Source organism: Halobacteriovorax sp. RT-2-6 (assembly GCF_047085025.1).
In the GTDB taxonomy this organism is placed as follows: Bacteria; Bdellovibrionota; Bacteriovoracia; order Bacteriovoracales; family Bacteriovoracaceae; genus Halobacteriovorax_A.
In genome coordinates this window covers 956433-978578 of sequence record NZ_JBKIYH010000002.1, presented here as the reverse complement: position 1 = coordinate 978578, position 22146 = coordinate 956433, and the positions used below count along the sequence as shown (strand labels likewise).

22 protein-coding genes and 1 tRNA gene are annotated in these 22146 nt (G+C 35.4%); 15 read left to right on the top strand and 8 right to left on the bottom strand.

What is annotated here, in order from left to right; all coding sequences use genetic code 11:
• Positions 1 to 40 precede the first annotated feature (40 nt).
• The 3 genes from ACMAYS_RS13250 to ACMAYS_RS13240 are packed head-to-tail and all read left to right on the top strand — an operon-like array spanning position 41 to position 3363.
• Positions 41 to 706 carry a succinate dehydrogenase cytochrome b subunit gene (locus ACMAYS_RS13250; RefSeq protein ID WP_103217679.1) on the top strand — a complete coding sequence of 222 codons (666 nt, stop codon included), beginning with the start codon at positions 41 to 43 and terminating at the stop codon, positions 704 to 706.
• Positions 706 to 2613, top strand: a complete 1908-nt coding sequence (locus tag ACMAYS_RS13245; RefSeq protein WP_412463444.1) for a fumarate reductase/succinate dehydrogenase flavoprotein subunit — start codon at positions 706 to 708, stop codon at positions 2611 to 2613. Before ACMAYS_RS13250 ends, ACMAYS_RS13245 begins: the two co-directional genes overlap by 1 nt.
• 6 nt (positions 2614 to 2619) lie before the next feature.
• Positions 2620 to 3363 (top strand): succinate dehydrogenase/fumarate reductase iron-sulfur subunit, encoded by a 744-nt coding sequence (locus ACMAYS_RS13240; RefSeq protein ID WP_103217681.1) that lies wholly within the window; start codon positions 2620 to 2622, stop codon positions 3361 to 3363.
• Here the strand turns inward: ACMAYS_RS13240 and ACMAYS_RS13235 are convergent.
• Complete coding sequence (locus ACMAYS_RS13235; protein ID WP_103217682.1) at positions 3355 to 4767, bottom strand: anion permease; 1413 nt, start codon at positions 4765 to 4767, stop codon at positions 3355 to 3357. The two genes, ACMAYS_RS13240 and ACMAYS_RS13235, sit on opposite strands and share 9 nt — an antisense overlap.
• 85 nt (positions 4768 to 4852) lie before the next feature.
• Here ACMAYS_RS13235 and ACMAYS_RS13230 point away from each other — a divergent pair, with 85 nt between their 5' ends.
• The 3 genes from ACMAYS_RS13230 to ACMAYS_RS13220 all read left to right on the top strand — a co-directional run bounded on the left by ACMAYS_RS13230 (position 4853) and on the right by ACMAYS_RS13220 (position 6445).
• On the top strand, positions 4853 to 5188 hold the full coding sequence (locus ACMAYS_RS13230) for a DOPA 4,5-dioxygenase family protein (RefSeq protein WP_103217683.1): 336 nt from the start codon (positions 4853 to 4855) through the stop codon (positions 5186 to 5188).
• Between the two features lie 138 nt (positions 5189 to 5326).
• A complete protein-coding gene (locus ACMAYS_RS13225) occupies positions 5327 to 5845 on the top strand; it encodes a hemerythrin domain-containing protein (RefSeq protein ID WP_392993517.1) in 519 nt (172 codons plus the stop codon).
• A 114-nt stretch (positions 5846 to 5959) separates the two neighbouring features.
• Entirely contained in the window at positions 5960 to 6445 is a 486-nt protein-coding gene (locus ACMAYS_RS13220) for a hemerythrin domain-containing protein (protein WP_103217685.1), read from the top strand.
• On the opposite strand, the gene ACMAYS_RS13215 is transcribed toward ACMAYS_RS13220, so the two are convergent.
• A complete protein-coding gene (locus ACMAYS_RS13215) occupies positions 6442 to 7320 on the bottom strand; it encodes a LysR family transcriptional regulator (RefSeq protein ID WP_412463443.1) in 879 nt (292 codons plus the stop codon). The genes ACMAYS_RS13220 and ACMAYS_RS13215 overlap by 4 nt on opposite strands.
• Before the next feature lie 98 nt (positions 7321 to 7418).
• Here ACMAYS_RS13215 and ACMAYS_RS13210 point away from each other — a divergent pair, with 98 nt between their 5' ends.
• The 7 genes from ACMAYS_RS13210 (at position 7419) to ACMAYS_RS13180 (ending at position 14976) form a co-directional block, all read left to right on the top strand.
• A complete protein-coding gene (locus ACMAYS_RS13210; RefSeq protein ID WP_103217687.1) occupies positions 7419 to 8540 on the top strand; it encodes an S-(hydroxymethyl)glutathione dehydrogenase/class III alcohol dehydrogenase in 1122 nt (373 codons plus the stop codon).
• Positions 8541 to 8543: 3 nt separating this feature from the next.
• The gene (gene fghA / locus ACMAYS_RS13205) at positions 8544 to 9365 is read left to right on the top strand and encodes an S-formylglutathione hydrolase (protein WP_412463442.1); all 822 of its coding nucleotides are present in this window, start codon (positions 8544 to 8546) and stop codon (positions 9363 to 9365) included.
• A gap of 86 nt (positions 9366 to 9451) precedes the next feature.
• Positions 9452 to 10792 carry an MBL fold metallo-hydrolase RNA specificity domain-containing protein gene (locus ACMAYS_RS13200; protein WP_412463441.1) on the top strand — a complete coding sequence of 447 codons (1341 nt, stop codon included), beginning with the start codon at positions 9452 to 9454 and terminating at the stop codon, positions 10790 to 10792.
• Positions 10792 to 11352: an AAA family ATPase gene (locus tag ACMAYS_RS13195; RefSeq protein ID WP_392993506.1), complete on the top strand. Its 561-nt coding sequence runs from the start codon at positions 10792 to 10794 to the stop codon at positions 11350 to 11352. The genes ACMAYS_RS13200 and ACMAYS_RS13195 overlap by 1 nt, the downstream gene beginning before the upstream one ends.
• Positions 11352 to 12200, top strand: coding sequence for a restriction endonuclease (locus tag ACMAYS_RS13190; RefSeq protein ID WP_392993503.1), 849 nt, complete (start codon positions 11352 to 11354; stop codon positions 12198 to 12200). The genes ACMAYS_RS13195 and ACMAYS_RS13190 overlap by 1 nt, the downstream gene beginning before the upstream one ends.
• A gap of 149 nt (positions 12201 to 12349) precedes the next feature.
• Complete coding sequence (locus ACMAYS_RS13185) at positions 12350 to 14455, top strand: hypothetical protein (protein WP_412463440.1); 2106 nt, start codon at positions 12350 to 12352, stop codon at positions 14453 to 14455.
• Between the two features lie 119 nt (positions 14456 to 14574).
• On the top strand, positions 14575 to 14976 hold the full coding sequence (locus ACMAYS_RS13180; RefSeq protein ID WP_412463439.1) for a hypothetical protein: 402 nt from the start codon (positions 14575 to 14577) through the stop codon (positions 14974 to 14976).
• A 503-nt stretch (positions 14977 to 15479) separates the two neighbouring features.
• Here the strand turns inward: ACMAYS_RS13180 and ACMAYS_RS13175 are convergent.
• The 3 genes from ACMAYS_RS13175 to ACMAYS_RS13165 form a co-directional block, all read right to left on the bottom strand.
• A complete protein-coding gene (locus ACMAYS_RS13175; RefSeq protein ID WP_412463438.1) occupies positions 15480 to 15977 on the bottom strand; it encodes a hypothetical protein in 498 nt (165 codons plus the stop codon).
• Positions 15977 to 16672, bottom strand: coding sequence for a DUF3800 domain-containing protein (locus ACMAYS_RS13170; RefSeq protein WP_412463437.1), 696 nt, complete (start codon positions 16670 to 16672; stop codon positions 15977 to 15979). Before ACMAYS_RS13170 ends, ACMAYS_RS13175 begins: the two co-directional genes overlap by 1 nt.
• 275 nt (positions 16673 to 16947) lie before the next feature.
• A tRNA-Leu gene (locus ACMAYS_RS13165) sits at positions 16948 to 17033 on the bottom strand.
• A 270-nt stretch (positions 17034 to 17303) separates the two neighbouring features.
• Here ACMAYS_RS13165 and ACMAYS_RS13160 point away from each other — a divergent pair.
• Entirely contained in the window at positions 17304 to 19208 is a 1905-nt protein-coding gene (locus ACMAYS_RS13160) for an alkyl sulfatase dimerization domain-containing protein (protein ID WP_103217722.1), read from the top strand.
• Between the two features lie 11 nt (positions 19209 to 19219).
• On the opposite strand, the gene ACMAYS_RS13155 is transcribed toward ACMAYS_RS13160, so the two are convergent.
• Positions 19220 to 20164 (bottom strand): NAD-dependent epimerase/dehydratase family protein, encoded by a 945-nt coding sequence (locus ACMAYS_RS13155; protein ID WP_158246850.1) that lies wholly within the window; start codon positions 20162 to 20164, stop codon positions 19220 to 19222.
• On the bottom strand, positions 20157 to 21077 hold the full coding sequence (locus tag ACMAYS_RS13150) for a lysophospholipid acyltransferase family protein (protein ID WP_392993498.1): 921 nt from the start codon (positions 21075 to 21077) through the stop codon (positions 20157 to 20159). The genes ACMAYS_RS13155 and ACMAYS_RS13150 overlap by 8 nt, the downstream gene beginning before the upstream one ends.
• 60 nt (positions 21078 to 21137) lie before the next feature.
• Here ACMAYS_RS13150 and ACMAYS_RS13145 point away from each other — a divergent pair, with 60 nt between their 5' ends.
• Positions 21138 to 21437 (top strand): hypothetical protein, encoded by a 300-nt coding sequence (locus tag ACMAYS_RS13145; RefSeq protein WP_103217725.1) that lies wholly within the window; start codon positions 21138 to 21140, stop codon positions 21435 to 21437.
• A gap of 1 nt (position 21438) precedes the next feature.
• Here ACMAYS_RS13145 and yihA read toward each other — a convergent pair whose 3' ends face one another.
• Positions 21439 to 22116 (bottom strand): ribosome biogenesis GTP-binding protein YihA/YsxC, encoded by a 678-nt coding sequence (gene yihA / locus ACMAYS_RS13140; protein ID WP_103217726.1) that lies wholly within the window; start codon positions 22114 to 22116, stop codon positions 21439 to 21441.
• Between the last annotated feature and the right edge of the window lie 30 nt (positions 22117 to 22146).

Below are 22146 nucleotides of genomic sequence, written 5' to 3'. Positions count from 1 at the left end.
ACTCCCTAATTTATAATTCTTTTAAAGAAGGGATGTTTATATGTTGTTTTTTAGAAAGTATATCTTAGCATTTACTGGTTTATTCTTGTGCTTATTTCTTATTGTTCATCTCGGTGGAAACTTAATTTTACTATTGCCTAAATTTCACGCTCAATCTCTTTATAATTTGTATTCACATACATTGGCAGAAAATCTTCTTATCAAAGTCGTCTCAATTTTTCTCTATTTGGCTATTTTGATTCATACATATATGGCGGTACGAGTAACGATAAAAAATTCACGCTCACAAGGAGTTGATTACGCTTTTAAAGATAATAGTGAAGTGACGACTTGGACTTCCCAAAATATGGGGCTTCTTGGATTCATTATATTAATATTTATTGTTGTTCACATGGGAAATTTTTGGGCACGAGTGAAGTTAGGCTTTGGACAGAGCATTCCGATAGATTCTAGTGGCCATAAAGATATCTATTTAATTACAACTCAATTATTTAAGAATCCATTCTATGTTATTTTTTATTCTCTACTTATGATTCCTCTTGGCGCCCATATAAATCATGGCCTATCGAGTGCGTTCAAAACACTAGGATTCTATCGATTAAAGCATATACAAGTTCTAGATAAGTGTAGTCGATTTTTTTCATTAATTATCACTTTCGGCTTCGCAATTATTCCTATTGTTATTTTTATTAGGGAGAAACTGTAATGTTAGATGCAAAAATTCCTAATGGAGAATTAAAATCAAAATGGTCTACTTATCAAGCAGAAAGTAAGTTACTTAATCCTGCAAATCGAAAGAAAGTTTCAATTATTGTTGTTGGCTCTGGTCTTGCAGGTGCTGGTGCGGCAGCTACGCTTGGTGAACTTGGCTACAATGTAGATTGCTTTTGTTATCAAGATTCTGCACGTCGTGCTCACTCTGTTGCTGCCCAAGGTGGAGTTAATGCAGCTAAAAATTATCAGCATGATGGTGATAGTGTTTGGCGAATGTTTTATGATACTTTAAAAGGTGGTGATTTTCGCTCACGTGAAGCAAATGTATATCGTCTTGCAGAGCTTTCGGCTCCTCTTATTGATCATTTTACACAGCAAGGTGTTCCATTTGCTAGAGAATACGGTGGTGTACTAACTAATCGAAGCTTTGGAGGTGTACAAGTTCAACGCACTTTCTATGCAAGAGGACAGACTGGTCAGCAACTACTTCTTGCTGCTTATTCTCAACTTTCAAAAATGGTAAAGCAAGGTAGTGTTAAGATGCATCCTCGTACTGAAATGCTTGATCTCGTTATTATCGATGGAAAAGCAAAGGGTGTTATCACACGTAATTTAGAAACTGGTGAACTAAAGAAATTCATGGCAAATGCTGTCGTATTAGCAACTGGTGGTTATTCTCGCGTTTTCAGATTATCTACTTTGGCAATTGGTTGTAATGGTTCAGCCATTTGGGCGGCCCATAAGAAAGGTGCTTTTTTTGCAGCACCTAGCTTTACACAGATTCACCCAACTGCACTTCCTCAATCGAGCGAATTACAATCAAAACTTACTCTTATGTCTGAGTCATTGAGAAATGATGGGAGAATTTGGGTTCCTAAGAAAGCTGGAGATAGTCGAAAGGCCAATGAGATCCCTGAAGAGGATAGAGACTATTATCTTGAGAGAAAATATCCTAGTTTTGGAAACTTGGCACCTCGTGATATTTCTTCTCGTTCAGCAAAAGAGCAAATCGATTCAGGTCATGGTGTCGGTGTACTTAAGAATGCTGTCTATTTAGATTTTAAACATGCAATTGAAAGGCTGGGAATTGAGGTGATAAAAGACCGCTATGGGAACCTTTTTCAAATGTATGAAAAGATAACTGGAATTAATGCTTATCAAGAACCAATGATGATTTCACCTGCTGCCCACTTCTCAATGGGAGGGCTTTGGGTTGATTATGAATTGATGACAACGGTACCTGGCCTTTACGCAATAGGTGAATGTAATTATTCAGATCATGGTGCTAATCGCTTAGGTGCAAACTCTCTTTTACAGGCAAGTATTGATGGTTATTTCATTTTACCAAATACAATTAATAACTATCTTGCCGATGAAATGAAATATGATCAACCAGATATATCTCATGACGAATTTTCTAAATGTCTTGAAGAAGTTGAAGCACGTATAAAGATGCTTCTTAAAATCGATGGTTTGAAAACAGTTGATCATTACCATCGAGAACTCGGTAAAATTATGTGGCAAGAGTGTGCTATGAGTCGCAATAAGGCCGGTCTTGAAAAAGCAATTTCTGAAATAAAAGAATTAAAATCTGAATTTTGGAAAAATGTTAAAGTTACTGGTTCTAATAATGAGTTAAATCCCGAATTAGAAAAGGCACTTCGTTTAGCTGACTTTATTGAGCTAGGTGAACTTATGTGTCTTGATGCTCTTCAAAGAGAAGAGTCGTGTGGTGCTCACTTTCGAGAAGAGTACCAGAGTCCTGAAGGTGAAGCAGTTCGTAATGATGATGAGTACAGTTATGTGTCTGCTTGGGAGTACTCTAGTGGTGAGTATCAATTACATCGCGAAGAACTCAATTTTGAATATATTAAACCAACAATCAGATCATACAAGTAGGTAGCAATGAGAGTAACTTTTAAGATTTGGCGACAAGATAATTCAAAAGTTGATGGTCAATTTGTCGAATACGAACTTGAAAATATTAGTAGAGATATGTCCTTTCTCGAAGCACTTGATATGCTTAATGAAAGTCTCGTTTTAAAAGGCGAGAAGGTCATTGCTTACGATTATGATTGTCGAGAAGGCATATGTGGCCAATGTGGTGTTTTTATCAATGGAAGAGCTCATGGGCCACATGCTAATACAACAACATGTCAGCTTCATATGAGAAGCTTTAGTGATAATCAAGTAATAACTGTCGAGCCTTGGCGTGCGAAATCATTCCCAATAATTAAAGATCTTGTTGTTGACAGAAGTGCTCTAGATCGAATTGTTGAGAGTGGAGGGTATATAACAGCTAAGACTGGAACAGCTCCTGAGGCTAACTCAATACTTATTGGAAAAGAGGTTGCTGATTTATCAATGGATTCTGCTGCATGTATTGGGTGTGGTGCATGTATTGCAACTTGTAAAAATGCTTCGGCAGCTTTATTTACTTCTGCAAAATTGACCCACTTAAATCTTTTACCGCAGGGAAAAGTTGAAGAAGGAAGAAGAACTTTGTCCATGACAAAACAGATGGAGTTAGAGGATTTTGGTCATTGCTCATTTACTGGGGCATGTGAGATAGAATGTCCTGAAGGGATTTCTATTTCTAATATTGCCAGAATGAATTTCAGTTTATTAAAGGCAAAGCTTTTAAAATAATCCCAGAAACTTCCACCATGCTCCTCCTATAATCAACCATATCAGAATGTTTACAATTGATATGAGAAATCCCATTTTCCACCAGTCTGATAAATCAACATAACCTGAACCAAAGAATACTGGGGCCGGTCCTGAGCCATAGTGAGTTAATGAACCAAAGAGGTTTGAAAAAAAGCCAAGAGTGATGGCCATGAGATATGGTGGGACTCCAACCTGTACGCCCACTCCTATGAATACTGCTGCCATTGCTGTTACATGTGCTGTAGCAGATGCAAAGAAGTAATGAGAGTAAAAATAGATGCCTGCTAGAATTGGAAATGCAATTGTCCATGCAAGAGTTGAGACTTCGTTTGCAACATACTTACTAAACCATGGGACAAAGCCAAACTTATTTAAAAAATCTGCCATCATAACTAGAACGCCAAACCATATAAGTGTGTCCCATGCACCTTTTTCTGACTTAATATCATCCCACGTTAAAACACCTGTAATAAGAAGAATAGATAGTCCTCCAAAAGCAGTTGTTGTAGCGTTTATATTTAAGGTACTTCCAAAAATCCAAAAGACGATAAGAAAGATGAAAGTTGCAATCATTGTCCACTCTTGTACTTTCATCTTACCCATTTCTTCAAGTTTCATTTTGGCAATTTCTTGTGCACCAGGTGTTTCTTTAATTGAAGGAGGGTAAACTTTGTAGATGACATAAGGGACAGCGATTAAAGATATTATGCCGGGTAAAATAGCAGCCAACGCCCATCCTCCCCATGTGATTTTAACGCCATTATCTGCAGCAAATTGTTGTATTAATGGATTTGCCGCCATTGAAGTAATAAACATTGCTGAAGTAACCATACATACTTGAAAGCAGCTCAAGGTAAGAAAGTGACCAATCTTTCTATTTGTAGGATCGTTAGGTTTTGAGTCATAGCTGAGGCTTAAAGACTTCATAATAGGAAAAATAATACCTCCACCGCGTGCGGTGTTTGAGGGAGTTGCTGGAGCGAGAATGAGATCACTTATTGCAAGTCCATAAGCAAGTCCAAGTGTTCTTCTCCCAAGTAAGAAGACAAAGTAATAAGCGATACGTGCGCCAAGTCCTGTTTTTACGAACCCATTTGCAATGAAGAAGGCGATAACAATTAGCCATATTGTACTATTAGAAAATCCAGATAAGGCTTCAGCTTTAATTTTCAATGTTTGAGTAAAAAGACTTATAGCAAGTCCTACCATACACATTGAGCCCATTGGCATTGCCTTAATAATAATACCTAAGATGGTACTTAAAAAGATAGCAAAGAGATACCACGCTTTAGGCTCTAATCCATCTGGGATTTGTTGATGCCAAATAAATACTCCTAACGCAAGAACACAGATAAGTCTGATTAATCGAACTTCAGATTTCATATTATTTATCCCTTTTAAATAAATTGATTTTAATATTGTTGAAGGAGAAGTTGCAATTTAAGAAAAAATTTAAGAAGATGCGTACATGGAAATTACATCATATCATGCACACTTATATTACGATGAATCAACTTACGAGAAGGCCCTAGAGGTTATCGAGCAGGTTAAGAAATTAAGTTATGTTGAAGTAGGAAGAGCACATCAAAAAGAAGTAGGGCCTCACCCTCGCTGGAGTTGTCAGTTCTTATTTTCTCCAGAAAAGTTAAATGACATGATTCCTTGGTTACTTGAAAATAGAAGTGGGCTTACCGTTTTTACTCATGCAAATACTGGAGATGATTATCTAGATCATACTCAAAATACGCTATGGATGGGTGAGATCTTAGATCTGAAACTATCTATGTTTAAACCAATAAAATAAGATTGTTTTTGAAATTCAATTTATCGAAATTTCGATTAATTTTATCGTTAGTGTCAAAGATTAATAGAACACACACAAAGTATTTCCCCTAAATAGGATATAATTGTTTAGCATTTAAACCATCGCAAGGGGGAGAGAATGACCGATGTACTGCTGGGAGAGGTCGATGGCCTCGTGGAAGAACATCAAAAAGTGAGTAGGGCCTTTAAGGAATTAATTGTCCTGTCTCAAGAAGTCGATAGAGTTTGTAAAAACCATATCGATGTGCCAAAGGATATCACCAACTTTTTGATTAAATTCTGGGTAACTCTCGAGGCCCTTACTCAAAAAGAGGAAAAATATATCTTTCCTTCATTAATAAAAGACATTGATAGACGAGCTTATGAAAAGGCGAATGAAGCATTGAGAACTCACTCTAAATTAAAGAGTGAACTGAAAGTTCTGGTGGATTATGTTTTACAATACAAAGTTAATGAGAATTCATGTGAGCTTTGGAAAGAGCTTGTTAATCGTACTACCGAAGTTGTTAGAACACTTGAGGAGCATTTAAATTACGAAGGTGAGATATTTGCACAGATGATAAATTCTTACCAAATTTATGATGGGCATAGTGTTGATATAGTTTCTCCATCAGATTTAAAACTTAAAATTAGCTAAATAGTAGAAGTTGATTTAGGTCATAAAACAACAAAGCTGACGTAGATCATATTGCGCCATGCGTAGGTTGCTATACTTGTTTGAAGTATAGATATTACTGCAGGGGTAAAGTAAGTGAGTAAAGTTTCAAATTTTAAAGATCAGGTGGCCAAGCTTGTTTCTTTTCATCAACAAATTCGTACAGAGTTTAAAAGTCTAATTATTTTATCTCAGGCTGTAGGAGAATCATCAAAAGGTAAGCATGGGGCCCCAAGCGGTATCTCTGAATTTCTTTTGAGATTTTGGATTACACTTGAAGCGGATATGCAAAATGAAGAGCGATATATTTTTCCTTTAATACTTAGGGAAAATTGTAGCGATGCATATGAGTATATTAAAGAAATGACTAATGAGCATTTGGAACAAGAAGAAGAACTTAGAGGTCTAATTCAAATGGTGCAAAATTATGAACTACAAGAAGAGAGTTGCCCAGAATGGGAGAATCTTTATCTAAAAGTAAGACAGGCCGTTGATAATCTATGCCGACATATGAACTATGAAAATGAAGTTATGTATTCATTTGTTTCGCAATATGAAAATAGAAATGGAGCTGCAGTTTAAAAAAGTACAACACCAAATTCTTGAAGGATCAATTTCACTGTCGGTGAAATTGATTTCTTTGATGGCATAACGGCCCAAATCGGAATCGACTGATCCGTGTACTCACTAAGCAAAGGCAATAACGTCTTATTTCTAATATGATCTAAAACATAAACACCAGGTAGTTTACAAATACCAAGACCTTGAAGAGCTGCGTTCATTTGTGCTCGTCCATTGGAGCTCTTAAAATTTCCTCTTACTTTAATACTTTCTTTTTGATCTTCATTATAGAATTGCCAGGTATCATTATTTCCAATGAGACAATTGTGAGAGCTAAGGTCTTTTGGTTTTTTGGGATGTCCAAACTTATTTAGATAATTTGGTGATGCGCAGACAAATTCTTTACGATCAGCAATTTGAATAGCAAAACCTTTCTTTGGCTTTTTAGCTGTTACACGAATAGCAAGATCAAACTCATGAGAAGTTATATCAATTAGCTCAGTAGAGAACTCAAGTTCTGCTTCGATTCCCGGATGTTTCATCATGATATTTGAAATCATTGGAGCAATGATATCTTCTCCATATGCTCCGGCCAAAGAGATTCTTATTTTATCTTTAGTGGATTCATAGCTCTCTTTAGATTGTTTAGTAAATCTTTCTATTTCTTGGATATGAATTGCACATATTTCAAAGTAGTTTTTACCGAAGTCTGTGAAGTCAATGAAGCGCGTATTTCTTTTTAGAAGTGGTTGACCAAGTTTGTCTTCTAGTTCCTTCACTGCTTTACTTAAATGTGAACGAGAGACATTAAGGGCATCTGCTGCTTTCGTAAATGATCGAAATTGTGCAACTTTTATAAAACTATAAATATGACTTAAATCCTTTATTGTTTCCATATGTAAACAATGTGTCGAATGATGTCACAATTGTCAACAATTTGGTTTCAATATATAATGATGCATCAAGATAAAAGAATATTTTTCTGGAGGTATATATGAAAGTAAAAGCTGCTGTTGCTTGGGGCCCAAATGAGCCACTTAAAATTGAAGAAGTTGATTTAGAAGGACCAAAGAAGGGAGAGGTTCTTGTAAAAATGCATGCTACAGGTGTTTGTCATACTGATGCATTCACTCTTTCTGGAGCAGATCCAGAAGGTCTATTTCCTGTAATTCTTGGTCACGAAGGTGGTGGAGTTGTTGTTGAAGTAGGTGAAGGTGTAACTAGTGTTGAAGTTGGTGATCACGTTATTCCTCTATACACTGCTGAGTGTGGTGTTTGTAAAATGTGTAAATCAGGAAAAACAAATCTTTGTTCTTCTGTTCGTGAGACACAAGGTAGAGGTCTTATGCCAGATGGAACAAGCCGTTTCTCTAAAGATGGAAAAATGATTCATCACTATATGGGAACTTCTACTTTTGCTGAATACACAGTTGTTGCTGAAGTATCTCTTGCAAAAGTTAGTAAAGAAGCTCCTCTAGATAAAATCTGCCTTCTTGGTTGTGGTGTAACAACTGGAATCGGTGCAGTTTTCAATACTGCTAAAGTTGAAGAAGGTGCAACAATTGCAGTATTCGGACTTGGTGGAATTGGGCTATCGGTACTACAAGGTGCAAAGATGGCAAAAGCTGGAAGAATTATTGCTATTGATATTAATGATGATAAGAAAGAAATGGCAATGAAGTTTGGTGCAACTGACTTTGTTAACCCTAAAAATTATGACAAGCCAATTCAAGATGTTATCGTTGAACTTACTGACGGTGGTGTTGATTACTCGTTTGAGTGCGTTGGTAACGTTAACTTAATGAGAGCAGCTCTAGAGTGTTGTCACAAAGGTTGGGGTGAATCAATTATTATTGGTGTAGCAGGTGCAGGTCAAGAAATCAGTACTCGTCCATTCCAACTAGTAACTGGACGTGTTTGGCGTGGTAGTGCCTTTGGTGGTGTAAAGGGGAGAACAGAACTTCCAGGTTATGTTGATCGTTATATGTCAGGCGAAATTAATCTTGATGATCTTGTAACTTTCAAATTACCATTAGAAAAAATCAATGAAGCTTTCGATCTAATGCACGAAGGTAAGGCAATTAGAACTGTTATTGATTTTAATGCTGAAGGTTAATTCATGAGCTTTGAAAAATTAAAAAGTCATAAATCATTTGAAGGGGAGACAGCATTCTGTCTCCACTCATCAAAAGTTACAAAGACAGATATGAAGTTTTCATACTTCAAGCCTAATACTGATAAAATTGAAAATATAATCATTTGGTTATCTGGCCTTACATGTACGGAAGAGAATTTCATAACAAAAGCAGGTGCTCAATTTCACCTTGCTAAGTCAAATACAATGATCGTTTGTCCTGATACTTCTCCAAGAGGACTTGAGCTTCCTGGTGAGCATGATAGTTATGATTTTGGTTCAGGTGCTGGGTTTTACTTAAATGCGACTACAGATGGTTATAAAGATCATTATAAGATGTATGATTATATCGTTAATGAGTTTGTTCCATTACTAAAGGATGCCTTTGGAAATGCAAAGCTTTCGATTACTGGTCACTCAATGGGTGGGCACGGAGCACTTGTTATCGGCTTAAATAATCCTGAATTATTTCATGCTATCTCTGCGTTCTCTCCAATCGTAAATCCAACGCAAGTACCTTGGGGGCAAAGAGCCTTTACTGGGTATTTAGGCAATGATGAGAATTTATGGAAGCAGTACGATGCTTGTGAGTTGATCAAGAGTGGCAGGACTCATGCAAAGAAAATATTGATTGAGCAAGGACTTGCTGATGAATTCTTTGAAGAACAATTAAAGACAAAGAATTTTGAAGATATTTGTGCAGAGTTTAATCAAGAGCTAACGGTAAATTATCGCCAAGGATATGATCATAGCTACTATTTCATCGCCTCATTTATCGAGGATCATCTCAAACACTTAATTTCTTAATTTATAATTAAAGACAAGGGCCTCACGGGCCCTTTTTTATTTACTTTAGTTATGAATTTGATGGAATTGTCGATATAATTAATGCCATGGAAAAAATGAAACTCACATTTTATGGCGCTACATCAACGGTAACTGGATCAAAAACTTTTCTACATATAAATGGTAAGAATATTCTCATCGATAGTGGAATGTTTCAGGGAGGAAAAGATTTAAGTGATTTAAATCAAAAACTTCCAGATTTTGATATTTCAAAAATTGATGCAATCTTTCTTACTCACGCTCACTATGACCACTCTGGCTACTTACCTGTATTAGTTAAGAATGGCTTTAAGGGTAAAATATATTGTACTGAAGTAACAAAGAAGATTGTCGAAATAATCTTAAGAGATTCTGCAAATATTCAAGAGTACGATTTTAAAGAAAGGAAAATTAAAGAAGTTCTCTATGGCCTTGATGATGTAGATGAAACAATGACATATTTTAAAGTTGTAGAACAAGGTCAATGGTACGGAGACGACTTTCGTTATATTTTTGAAGAAGCAGGTCATATTTTAGGTGCTTCTAGTATTATCTTTGATAATGGAGAGTCCAAAATCTGTTTTTCAGGAGACGTTGGCCGTAAGGATGATCTTATTCACATGGCACCTCATAAAGAAACAGAATCAGACTATCTTGTGATTGAATCAACTTATGGAGATCGCCTTCATAAGAAAGAAGATACTCAATTAGTACTTAAAAAACATATTAAGAGAATAATATCTACTCAAGGTGTACTTCTTATTCCTGCTTTTGCGGTTGCACGAACTCAAGTTATTATCTACTCACTATTTGAACTTTTCGAGAAGTATCCGGATATAGATATTCCAATTTATCTGGATACTCCAATGGGAGTTCGTGTAACAAGGCTATATATGCAAATGGCCGAAAAGTTAAAAGTTGATTCTGAGCGATTTATCTCTGCAATGAAAAAAGTACGATTTGTTGAATATAGTAGTGATACAAAGAAACTAGCTCGCGCTAAGAAGCCATTTATTCTAATAAGTTCCTCAGGAATGATAAGTGGTGGGAAGATTCTTAAGTATATGGATATGTATGCAAAACATGAGAATAATACAGTTCTAATAACTGGCTTTCAAGGTGAGGGGACGATCGGTCGAAAGTTAGTTGATAATGAAAAAGAAATCTATCTTCTTGGGCATACGATGAATGTCAGGGCCCATGTCGAAAAATTAGAGTCAATGTCGGCCCATGCTGATCGTGACGAGTTAATAGAATATATTAAAAAATCTGGCCCTCGTTTAAAGAAAGTATTTGTTAATCATGGAGAAGAAACTGTTGTGATTAACTTTGTTAAGACGATTGAAGAGGACTTAGGAGTTGATGCTGTCAATGTTGAAGATGGTGTTGATTATATTTTGGGGGAATAATGAAAATTGTTGTTACTGGTGGACCTGGTGGAGGAAAGACTACTGCACTAGATCTATTTAAAAGAGAGTTAGTTGAAAATATAGTTGTTGTTCCCGAAGCTGCTACTTCAGTTTTTCAAAGTGGTGTAGCAAGAGATAAAAGAGCTGAAGTTGTAAAAGATATTCAAAAAATGATCTACGATTATCAAATAAACTTAGAGTCAATCTATGAAAAACAAAACCCAGGTAAAATTCTTCTTTGTGACCGAGGAACATTAGATGGTATGGCATATTGGCCAGATGGTTGTGGGTCTTTTTTCGATAAGATTAATTCTACTTATGAACAGGAACTGAATCGTTATGATGCAGTCATATTTTTTGAAACTGGTGCCAACTCCGGAGGTGATATTACGAGTAATAATATCTACCGAAGTGAGACAAACAGACAGGCAATTGAATTAGATCGTAAGTTAAAAGAGATATGGTCAGTTCATCCTAATTTTTACTTTGTTGATAGTAAGAAATCATTTATGGATAAAATTATCAGTGGTGTAGAAATCTTAAAAACAGTAGTCAAATAATGAAAAGCAGCAAGAAGAGTAAGAAAACAAAAAAGCTTAAATATATTATTCAAAAAGTTAATAAGACTTTTGAAGAATTTGATAAGAAAAAATTTAAGAGAAGTTTAGAAGCTGCAGGGGTTTCTGAAAAAGCAAGCCAAGAGATTGTTAAAGAAATTGCTGAAGAACTTGATCCATTTTCAACTTCAACTGCAATTCATCAAAAGACTTACCGTGCTCTGAAGAGAAGATCTAAACTCGATGCTGCAAATTACAATATTAAGAGGGCCATCTATAAATTAGGCCCAACTGGATATCCATTTGAAATTCTTTGTGCTGAAATGTTAAGGGCCAAGGGGTATAAAACTCAAGTTTCAGTAGTTAAGAAAGGAAAATTTGTTAAACATGAAGTTGATGTCGTTGCTTCAAGGGCCGACGGAGATATATACTGTGAGTGTAAGTTTCATAATCGAAAGTATTATAAAAATGATGTGAAAATACCTCTTTATGTTTATGCTCGTTATCTCGATATTAAAGAAGCTAATCCACACTTAAATTTTCAATATGCTTTAATTTCAAATACACAGTTTTCAGAAGATGCAATTAAGTATGCTAAGGGTGTCGACTTAATGTTATTTTCGATGAATTATCCAAAAAAGAATACATTCTGTGATTTGATTCAACGCTATCGAATCTATCCAATTACAGTTTTATCGACTCTAAGAGCGAGAGAGAAAAAGAGGCTTCTAGATAAAGGTATTGTGGTTATCAAGCATGTTAATAGAGCTTGCTTAAAAGCACTTGATCTTAGCGATAGTGAAGTTCGAAAAGTTTTAAATGAAATAAAAGTCTTGATGAGCAAGAGCTAACTACCTTATTTATGTTAGTTAACTGATAGGTTTGGACGTGATTTCAGTGTGTTACCTTAAGTAATTATTACAGCAAAACCTATATTTTCTAATTATCGTTCATAAAAATGGCATAATCCTGCTATGCGTAATTTTGGAGGAAGATAATTATGAAAAGAGTAATGTCTACAGTTCTGTCGTCTCTTTTATTGGCCACTTCGGTAACTGCCACAGCTGGTGATTTTGAGAATTATGTTAAAACCCTAAAGTATAGCAAGCTTGATTCAAAGCTTGGTGGCAATATTAAAGAGGTTGTTACTCGCAATAAGCTTCCGCTTACACGTCCTGAATTTTGTCCATTAAATAATACGCGCTCTTATGAAGAAGCATTAAGTAGTTTAAAGGCCATTGTAACAGTTTTCAAAGATGACTGCTTTGATGGTAATGAATCATTAATCGAACAAGTCCTTAACAGTTCAAATGAACTTGAAGAGGAATTAAATAAGTTAAAAGAAGAGCAGGGAAAAGAAACAGTTGATGTTATTCCTTCTGCAGATGAAGTAGATATTAATGGTATCCCTTTAATGCAGGTTATGAATGGAGTAAACACGCTCTTTTCAAATAATAAGTGTTCAAGTCTTGATAGAACTCCATTTCTTCAGCGCTCGGCAGATGTTATCCAAACATTTTCGCAATTTGGTTTATACTCACCATCTGGTGTAACAGTTGCCTACGGTGGATTAGCTGTTGCTTCAATTTTACGATTTATTAACAATATTTTTAATGACCGTTTTCAGTTTGAAAATGAAGAAGATATCAATACTTTTGTAAAGCTTAACTGTGCATACTACGACGTTAGAAACCAAGTAAAGGCCCTTGAGGTTTTCGATATCGATACGGACAGACATTATACTGATAAAGAGATATCTAAAGCATTAGTTGCGCAGGTAAAGAAAGAGTTAGAATCTCTTACGAAGGCAAAAGAAAGTGTAGAAGCTGAGTTTGAGAAAATTAAAGAAGCTGAAGTTGCAAAAGTTGATGCTGATGTTGAAAAACTAATAGTAGGTCTTTATGAGAAAATGAAAACACCTCTTTCTGATAAGCCTGGTAAATCTGCAACATACCAACAAGCTGAGATCCTAGGAGAATTAGCTTACTCAAAACCGTTGCTAGAAGAATACTTAAATGAATATATCGCAGAATCACAAGGAGCGGATCGTTTCTTAAATATGCTTTTCAAACAAAAACTAAGCAAACTTGATAATGCAATGGAGCTTATGGAGATGAGTGTTAAGGATTTTAATCAGCTATTCCTTGCAGATATGGCCAGCTCATTCAATAGAGTTCTAAATAATATTCAAGCTAAGAGAAAGAAGGCTCGTGACAACTTTGATGACACATATTTAATCTCACTAGGTGAAGAGAGTATCTCTGTAAAAGAATATAAAGAGCTTCTTAAAAGTGATGATCTAAAAAAGAGAGAGAAGGCGATTGCCGATGCTTATGGTGCTATTTCTGAAGTTGATAATCGCCTAGCTGCCATTATTGCAAAGAAAGAGTATTCTTCTGTAGATTCAAAAGATGGTGATTTAAGAGAAATTATTAAGTCTCTTGATATCGTTCGTAACCATGTTTATGGAAAGTATGGACGCGAGTTCTTAGATAAAATGAGAAGCCTTTCTGAAGAGCAAAATAAAAACTTTAATCAAAAGTATAAAGATCTTGAAAAGAATTATGAGATCACTAAGTCTGGTAATTCAGCAAAACTTGGCGAAGATGCTCAACTTAACGCATGTGTTGATGTGCAAACGACAAGAGAGATTTGGGTATATGCTCAAAAACTTTCAGAGCTAGGTTATGACTTCATCGCAACTAATAATGATATCTTTGGTGATGCAGACAATGCTGATAGAAAGAGAATTAAATCTCATAATGATTCAGCGATCCTTGCTCGTCGTATTATCACAGCAAGAAATTATCTAAAGAAGATCGCAATGCAAAGAGAGCTTGGACGTGAAGAAGTTGAAGTTGAAGGTCAGAAGTATTCTCTTGCAGAAGCCGAAGGTGTTGTTCGTAATATTGAATTTTATGGAAAAAAGCTTTCGCTAGAAGAAGCACAAGATTACCTTGATAATAAATTTGGTCAAAAAGGTTTACGAGGCGATCGTCTTGGACAGATTATGATGGAAATCATCAATAATCGAGATAAAACGGTTGGACTTCAAAAATTCTATAAAGTTAACAAGTGCTCAAATCTTTCAACAATTTCTAGATAATTAAAAGCCAGCTTAAAGCTGGCTTTTTTAATGTGTATTTTATTTATGTTCTCTTGTTTAAGTGTTCACGCATGCTATAAGTCACAAGTATTTTTAAAACTTTAATCAGGAGATAATTGATGAAATCAATGATCATAGCTCTAATTTCACTAGTATCACTAAATGTTATGGCAAAGACTGTAACAAAGAATCTAACTAATGAAGAAACTCAAGTTGCAGTTAAACTTGCTAATCAATATAAAGTTGAGCTTCAAGTAAGTGGACCTTGTACTAAAGTTGAATTTAATATTATCGATAGTATTAAAGGATACAATCCAGCTGTATGGAGCTTAAATGCAGGTCATATGACTTATCTTTTAGAAGATAGTGAAGCGACTGGCCTAGTATATCTTTTTGATCGTGTCGAAGTTCCTTCGGTAATGATTAACTCATTTACACAAGTTTCAAAAGCGACAATTACTGGTTCTTCTTGTGGGTTTAATCCATACAAGTGGACTATTACATTTGATGATTTAGAGTAGGTGCTTATTTAATGCTGGCGAGACTTGGTTTTAGACAGCGTTACTACCGACGGATTTTGAATCCACTTATTCCTATCAAAATTGGCTGATTAGTTCGTTGATTCAGTTTCTTATATCATATCCATGAGTTCTTCTCTGGGAGTCGAGCTTTAAGGTTGTCACATACTAACTCATTAATCCAATTTGATTATGGAAATAAATGATATTGTTAAAATTTGTACGGTCTCACATCGCCATTCTAGACGAGAAGCATTTAGGAGGCGTTTAAGCGTGGCTTAACTCTGAAGAAAAAACAGGGGCTTAGATTTGATCAAAGTGAACATTTATTACGAGGTATAGTGATTTCAGTGGCTTATGTAGGATGTATTGATTAAAGTTTGAAAAAATATTATACTTAGCTTAAAGAGGTTGATTAATTGAGCCGATAATTATACATAATGTTTAGCTCATCTACCAAGTCGTAGACAGAGATATTAGGGGACGCTGTTAAAGGGTTCCCTTTTTTATTTAAGCTTAAACTTCTTATGATCCTTCTCCAACTTCTTTCTTTGATAAACCTTTTCTACAAAGTATGCTGTGATTAAGGTCCTTTTACTCGACTTGTTTGCAGATAAAACTACTAAGTAAGAGAAGTCATTATTAGAAATATGAACCCTTTTTTCTATACCACCATTTGATCTTCTAACATCTTTTTCCCATGCATGAACTAAGTTGCCTGGGTAATTAGTAATAAGAAATTTAGGGTACCTTATTCTTTCACAACGTTTGAAATCAGGAATTCTCTCTTCTTCTACCTTTCCTGTGCTTGTGATGTGCCAAAATGTAAATTCTTTCTGCTGAGACATAGGAGTTGAGTTAGCTCTAACTTGGGCGTTGTCAGGTTTCCAAATAGGAGTAGAATACACAAAATCCTGCTTAAATATCTCGTAGACTGCTTCAATGTATTTATTCCAATCACTTTGGTGATCTTCAAATTTTTCTAAACTTGGATATCCTGACATTATTGAGGACTCCAAATAAAAACATTAAATTTTTGTTCACTCGGAAGTGTAGATTTTGTTAGGGATCTATGGCTACGACTTTTTATTTTTTCAATTACTTTTAACTTTGCTTCACTCGAGTTCAATGAACGATTTATATAACTTAGTGCACCTGAAAATAGGTCGGCTAATTGAAGGCAAGTGCTTGTGTCAGAAGTTATAATATTGGCAGACTTCACAATATTGCGATCAAAGTCATAAATGGAGTTGGTTAACACTTCATGAAGCTTTTCAACCTTTATTGAACCAAGAGTATCTTTGTGGTCGACCATAATATGATATTGATTTCCAGATGAGAAAATATTCTTTAACAATGTGAAATACATTTTATAGTACCAGTCATCATGTGTTTGACCGTACTTCTCGTGATTGAGATTTGATTTGTCTGTAGCAACTAAACCACGAAAATGAAGATCGTCATCATCAAAGAAATAGTCGATTATTTCTTGATACATTTTAATTTTAGCATTAGAAATTTTTGTCCACTTCAATTCAATATGAGGTGCAAGGCCATGCTTTACTTTAATTTCTTTTATACGGTCAGAGATTTCTTTGACTTTATCTCTAGGGCACCAAACAGATCCCAAGGTCATTAGGCCAAAATTATCACTTTCTAGGTGGCAACTTTCATCACAATATATATTAAAAACACTCATAATTAACCTCTGTTAAATGTTATAGCACGTAAGAGTTAATTCGTTAATTTATATGTTTTTTAAACTATACCTAACGTGTGGCTATTGTGCGAAGTAGATATGTATGTTTTCGTAATTTCATAATCTCTTGAAACTAGCTAACATTTGGGTTGCTTGTTGATCTTGAAGGATTGTGAAGCATTGGAGTTTACTTTCTCGTGGAGGTTTTACAAGCGTTAGCGCCAGTAAAATCGTAGACCTTTATCGTTCGTAAAAATATATAGTGAAATTTGAGGTGGTGGCCCGGGCGAGACTTGAACTCGCACAGTATTGCTACCGGCGGATTTTGAATCCGCTGTGTCTACCATTCCACCACCGGGCCATTGAGAATAGATTAAGTCTATTCATTTCAAGGAAATCAGTCAATTGTTAAAAATTCTGCGCATTGTTGACGCATGGTGCGTTTTTTGTTTTGGAAAATATAAATGATTTCTGTATAAGAGCGCTTTTGCGGACCTATGTATTTTCCAGTTTTGGTGGGAGCCTGTTTCTATAGTTAATTTTTTTTCACTTTGCTTAACTGAACTTAGGTACTTCTTTCTTTGTTATATGTCGAAAGACTCTTTGAAGAAACTCTACAAAGGAAGAATATATGAAAGTTGGATTTCTCGTTTTAATTTTATGTGTTATCTCATTTTTTGTAGGAAGAGGCACATCTTTTATGGGAAGCGCTCTTAGCACTAATACACTACTCCATGATAATCCAATGATGAAGTCGAAGGATAAGAAGTTATCAAAGCTTGATAATGGGGCGCTTGTGTCTAAGGAAACTTTCGATTATTGGAAATTACCGCAGGAAAGTTCAAAGCGTGGTTCATATGATAAATTAACTACTTTAAACTTAGGACGCGGTCTCTATACAATTGGAAGCGATAGTATTGTAAACTCACATTTTATCATTGGTAACGATGGCGTAATCGTCTACGATACAGGCGATAACGAGCACGATGCAAGCATCTTTTATAAAGAGTTAAGAAAAGTTACTCAGTATCCTGTTAGAGCAATCATATACTCACATGAACATTATAGTCTTGGTGCAAAGTACTTTGTTGAAGAAGAAAAACGTAGAGGTAATAGAAATATTAAGATAATTGGTCATCCAAATACAAATAAAGTTATGGCGATGACAGGAGGAGTTGAAGCTCTACACTCTGAAGTTAGTGGTGTTTTAATGGCCAGAACAGTTGAGCAATTTAATCTATACCTTCCAGATAAAGGTGATGATGCACGTTTTAAAAATACTGTAATACCTAATAATGATGGCTTTGTTCCTGTAAATACTCCTGTTCGTAATGGACAACGTCTAACAATTGTTGGTGTTGATATGACTTTCTATACTAAAGATATCGGTACAGATACCTCGAATCAAGTTCTCGTCCATATTCCATCTAAAAAGGCGGTACTGAATAATATTATGTGGGGCTGGTTTCCGAATATTTATAGTCTAAGAGGAGGTAAGTATCGTAACCCAGAAGATTGGAAAAGGTCAGTTGAGTTTATAAAAAAACTTAAACCAGAAATCCTTATGAGTACACATTCTACTAGTCTAAGGGGACGAGAAAAAATAGCACAACGACTTCAAAGTTATCAAGATGGCCTCTCGTTTGTGTTAGATCAAACCTTAAAAGGTATCTCTCTTGGAATGGGTCCTGATGAACTAAGGTACTTTGTGAAAATTCCTGATTATTTAAAAAGTGAACCTACATTGATTGAAAATTATGGAACAGTTTCATCAATGCCTCCTCGTATTTATACAGCTATTTTTGGACATTTTGATCGTGATGCAACAAATCTTTATAAACTTCATCCTGATGATGAAGCGAAGCGAATTGTTCTTGCGATGGGTGGGGAGACACGAGTTAAGTCGCTAGCTGATTATGCATATCGAGACGGAGATTATCAGTGGTCATGTCAGTTAGCTAATTATCTCGTTCGAATTAATAATAGTAATGATAATAATCAAATCAAAGCAAATTGTTTAAAACAAATTGGCTATCGAAGCCTTGCTACAACTGCTCGTAGTTGGGCCTTGAGTCAAGCAAGAAAAGCAGAAGGTAAGGTTGCCATTATTAAAAATGCACCAGCAACATTTGTGCAAGTAAGAAATAATGCAAGTGCGTTTGTTAATAATTATCGCATTAGAATTAATCCCGGACGATCTCAAGGGACTGATAAGTTCATTGCAGTGAATCTCGGTTATGATGAAAAGTATGGCCTACATATAAGAAATGCCGTTGTTGATTTTGTTACAGATAGGAAGATGATTGAGAAGATGAAGGATATTGAAGTGCACATGAACAAAGATACGTTTACAAAGATTTATAATAATTTAGGAACTGTTGATGACTTTATCGCTAGTGCAGATATTGGAATTGAAAAAGGAACGAGAGAAGAAGTTATCGAAGCCTTTTCAAATTTCGATATTATCTATGATTGGGAAAATGATCCGGCCCTGAATGTGCTAAAAGAACGTACGCTGGCCAGTGAAGAAGAATGATTATTAAAAAACTAACCCTTTCGTATTAACGAGAGGGTTTTTCTACAATTATATTGGTAAATATCTTCCGGAATATATTGATGTATTTTCGTGTTATCAATAATACATGAATACATAACGAAATCGATGAAATAACTCGGGAACGGCCAGATCTTTCTGATCGCTTTTGAAAGAACTTCTAATGTGAAAACTGGAAATGGAATATCCCTTGTACCTGTAATCTTCTTTGCCTCTTGGAGTGATATCGTTTCACTTGGAGCAACATTGTAGACACCTGTTGGAATTTTATCTAATGCTTGAAATAAAATATTTGCCATATCGTATTCATGGATAAATTGCATCATAGGATTAAAATCAATTGGCACAGGAGTCATATTAGAAGTTAGGTACCTTGAAATCGTATTATCAATTTGAGGTCCTATAATATTACAAGGACGTAGAACAACTGTTTCGATATTTTCTCTATTTTTCCACATCCAATTTGTACATAGTGCATCGATTTCAGTTACATCACGAAGCTCAGGGTGCTTAATACTAACTTTTAGTGGATAGTCTTCATTTATAAATACAGGATTGTCTGGTTGTGCCCCGTAAACGTGATAGGTAGAAAGCATGATAAACTTTTTAATCAAATACTTTTCCGCGAGCTCCAATACTTTACTGGTATTAACAAGACTGAAACTTAGGCGTTCCTCGGCACTTCCTCCGGGAGGAGTAATCCTTCCTATTTGATAGATCGATTCAAATCTATTTTCACGAAAGAGCTTTTCAAAATTTCGTCGTGTATATCGCATACGATGAAATGTATAATTATCGAAATCAACTTCGTTTTTCATCTTTCGAGAATCAATTCCAATGATTCTTGCATCAGGCATACGCTTTGCTAGAATTCCACATAGAATATTTGCTAGCCCTCCTGAAGCACCAATGATTAAGATAGAGCGTTTATTATTCATCGCCGTTATCCTCATTCATTTTTTTAGAAAATGCCCAAGGTCTACGTGTCTTCCTACCTTCAGTAAGCATTGATTGAATGACTCTTTCTATTTCTCGAATATGTGGATTAATTAAGCTATCCTCACTATCTGCATCAATATCTTCTGGTAATTCTATTGGTTTACCTACATGAATATCAATAGGTGATGGGAGTGGGAAGTAATTTGCACTTATAGGCAGTGCTGGAAGCTTCAAGATTTTAGCAACTGCGCTTGCTTGGTAAACATAAGGAAATATCTCTTCGGCTCCAACAACTGCAACGGGGAGTATTTTTACACCACTCTTTAGTGCCATTCTAAAAAATCCCGGTGTGAACTCTTGAACTTTATAATAGTTAGTTGTGCTCTTAGAGACGCCTCTTACACCTTCTGGAAAGATAAGAAGAGATTCACCTCTTTTCAGAAGATTGAGGCAATTATCACGATCACCTAAAACGGCACCACATTCAGAAGACCATTTGTTAATAAACGGAAGAGCTGTAAAAAAGCGTTCAACCATTGGCCTTAAAACTCTAGGTGGTTCATTTTCAAAAGCGAAGGCACAGCCAATCATGAGGCCATCAATGGCGATTTGACCTGAGTGATTGGATATAACCATGTACTGTTCATTTTTGATATTCTCTTTACCAAATAAACGCACCTTAAAGTAGTGGCGATAAATTGTATAAAGAATTTCAAAACTCTTCTTGGCTTTTGGAACACTTAGGCCCCAAGGGTCTTCTGTCTCCCCATAAATCTTTAAAAGACTTTGATAAGTACTTTCGAGAGTGCTCTTTTCTTCACTGGTTAGTAAGTCCTTATAACTTGAAAATTTACTTTCAAGAACCTGTTCAAAAGAGTTGAATTTTTTTGCTAAAAAATCTAATGAAATCATACTTATCTTTTTGTAAAATAGGGGACGATCTATTATTTATTCTATCTGAAAGAGTGAATTATGCAAAAAGAGGAATGGAAAACCAAGCTTAAGAAAATAGTTGATGAGTGCTCTCAAGAACTATCCAAGGCAACTGTTATTGGTAAGAAGATGCTTACTGCGTCTCATACAAATACTCTGTTAAATGAGAAGTATCAGGAGTTGGGACAACTAGCTGCAAAGCATCTAAGTTCGGGAATACTTGAGTGGGAAAACCCTAAAGTTGATGAACTCTTAAAAGAAATTAAAGATTATGAAAATCAACTTCATTTGATGGAAAAAGACGTATCAAATATTAAATCAAAATGTTCTAAAGAGTAGCTTAGTCTCTTTGGTTATTCTCTAGCTCATTTTGTAATAAAAGGTAATTGATAATGGCATTTTCTAATTGCGGAACCCCTTGTCCTTTTAGGGCCGAAATAAAGTGAATTTGAGTTACCCACTTATGTTCTTTAAAGATAGCAGGCTTTAGCTTGTTAAGTGCCGCTCTTTCTTTTTGAGTCTTAAGCTTATCAAGTTTATTAAATAGAAGAAATGCTTCATGACCAAATGGGCTTAGGTAATCTCTAAAGACTAAGTCAGCTTTTTGATTTGGGTGACGAGCATCTTGAAGATTAAGCATTAGGTTTTGTTCACCACAGTTCTTAAAAAATTCATCCATTAGATTTGCCCAATGAGCATGAATTTCTTTTGAAACCTTAGCATGTCCGTAACCAGGAAGGTCAAATAGATAGAAAGGTGGAAGATTATCGACAACTTTACCTTCTTTCTCTAATTGAAATGAGAAGATATTTACTTGGCGTGTACGTCCTGGTGTCTTTGAAGTAACAGCAGTACTTTTTCCAAATAAAGAGTTAATTGTTGAAGATTTTCCCGCATTTGAGCGGCCAATGAAACTTACACCAATCGGTTTTTCTGCATTTAACCATTCAATTAGTTGGTTCACATCTGTCATTCCGTATTTGAATTGAGTTGTACCTTTGGCGATTTTATATTCCATTTTTCTTCACTTCCGTTTATCTACGATTTT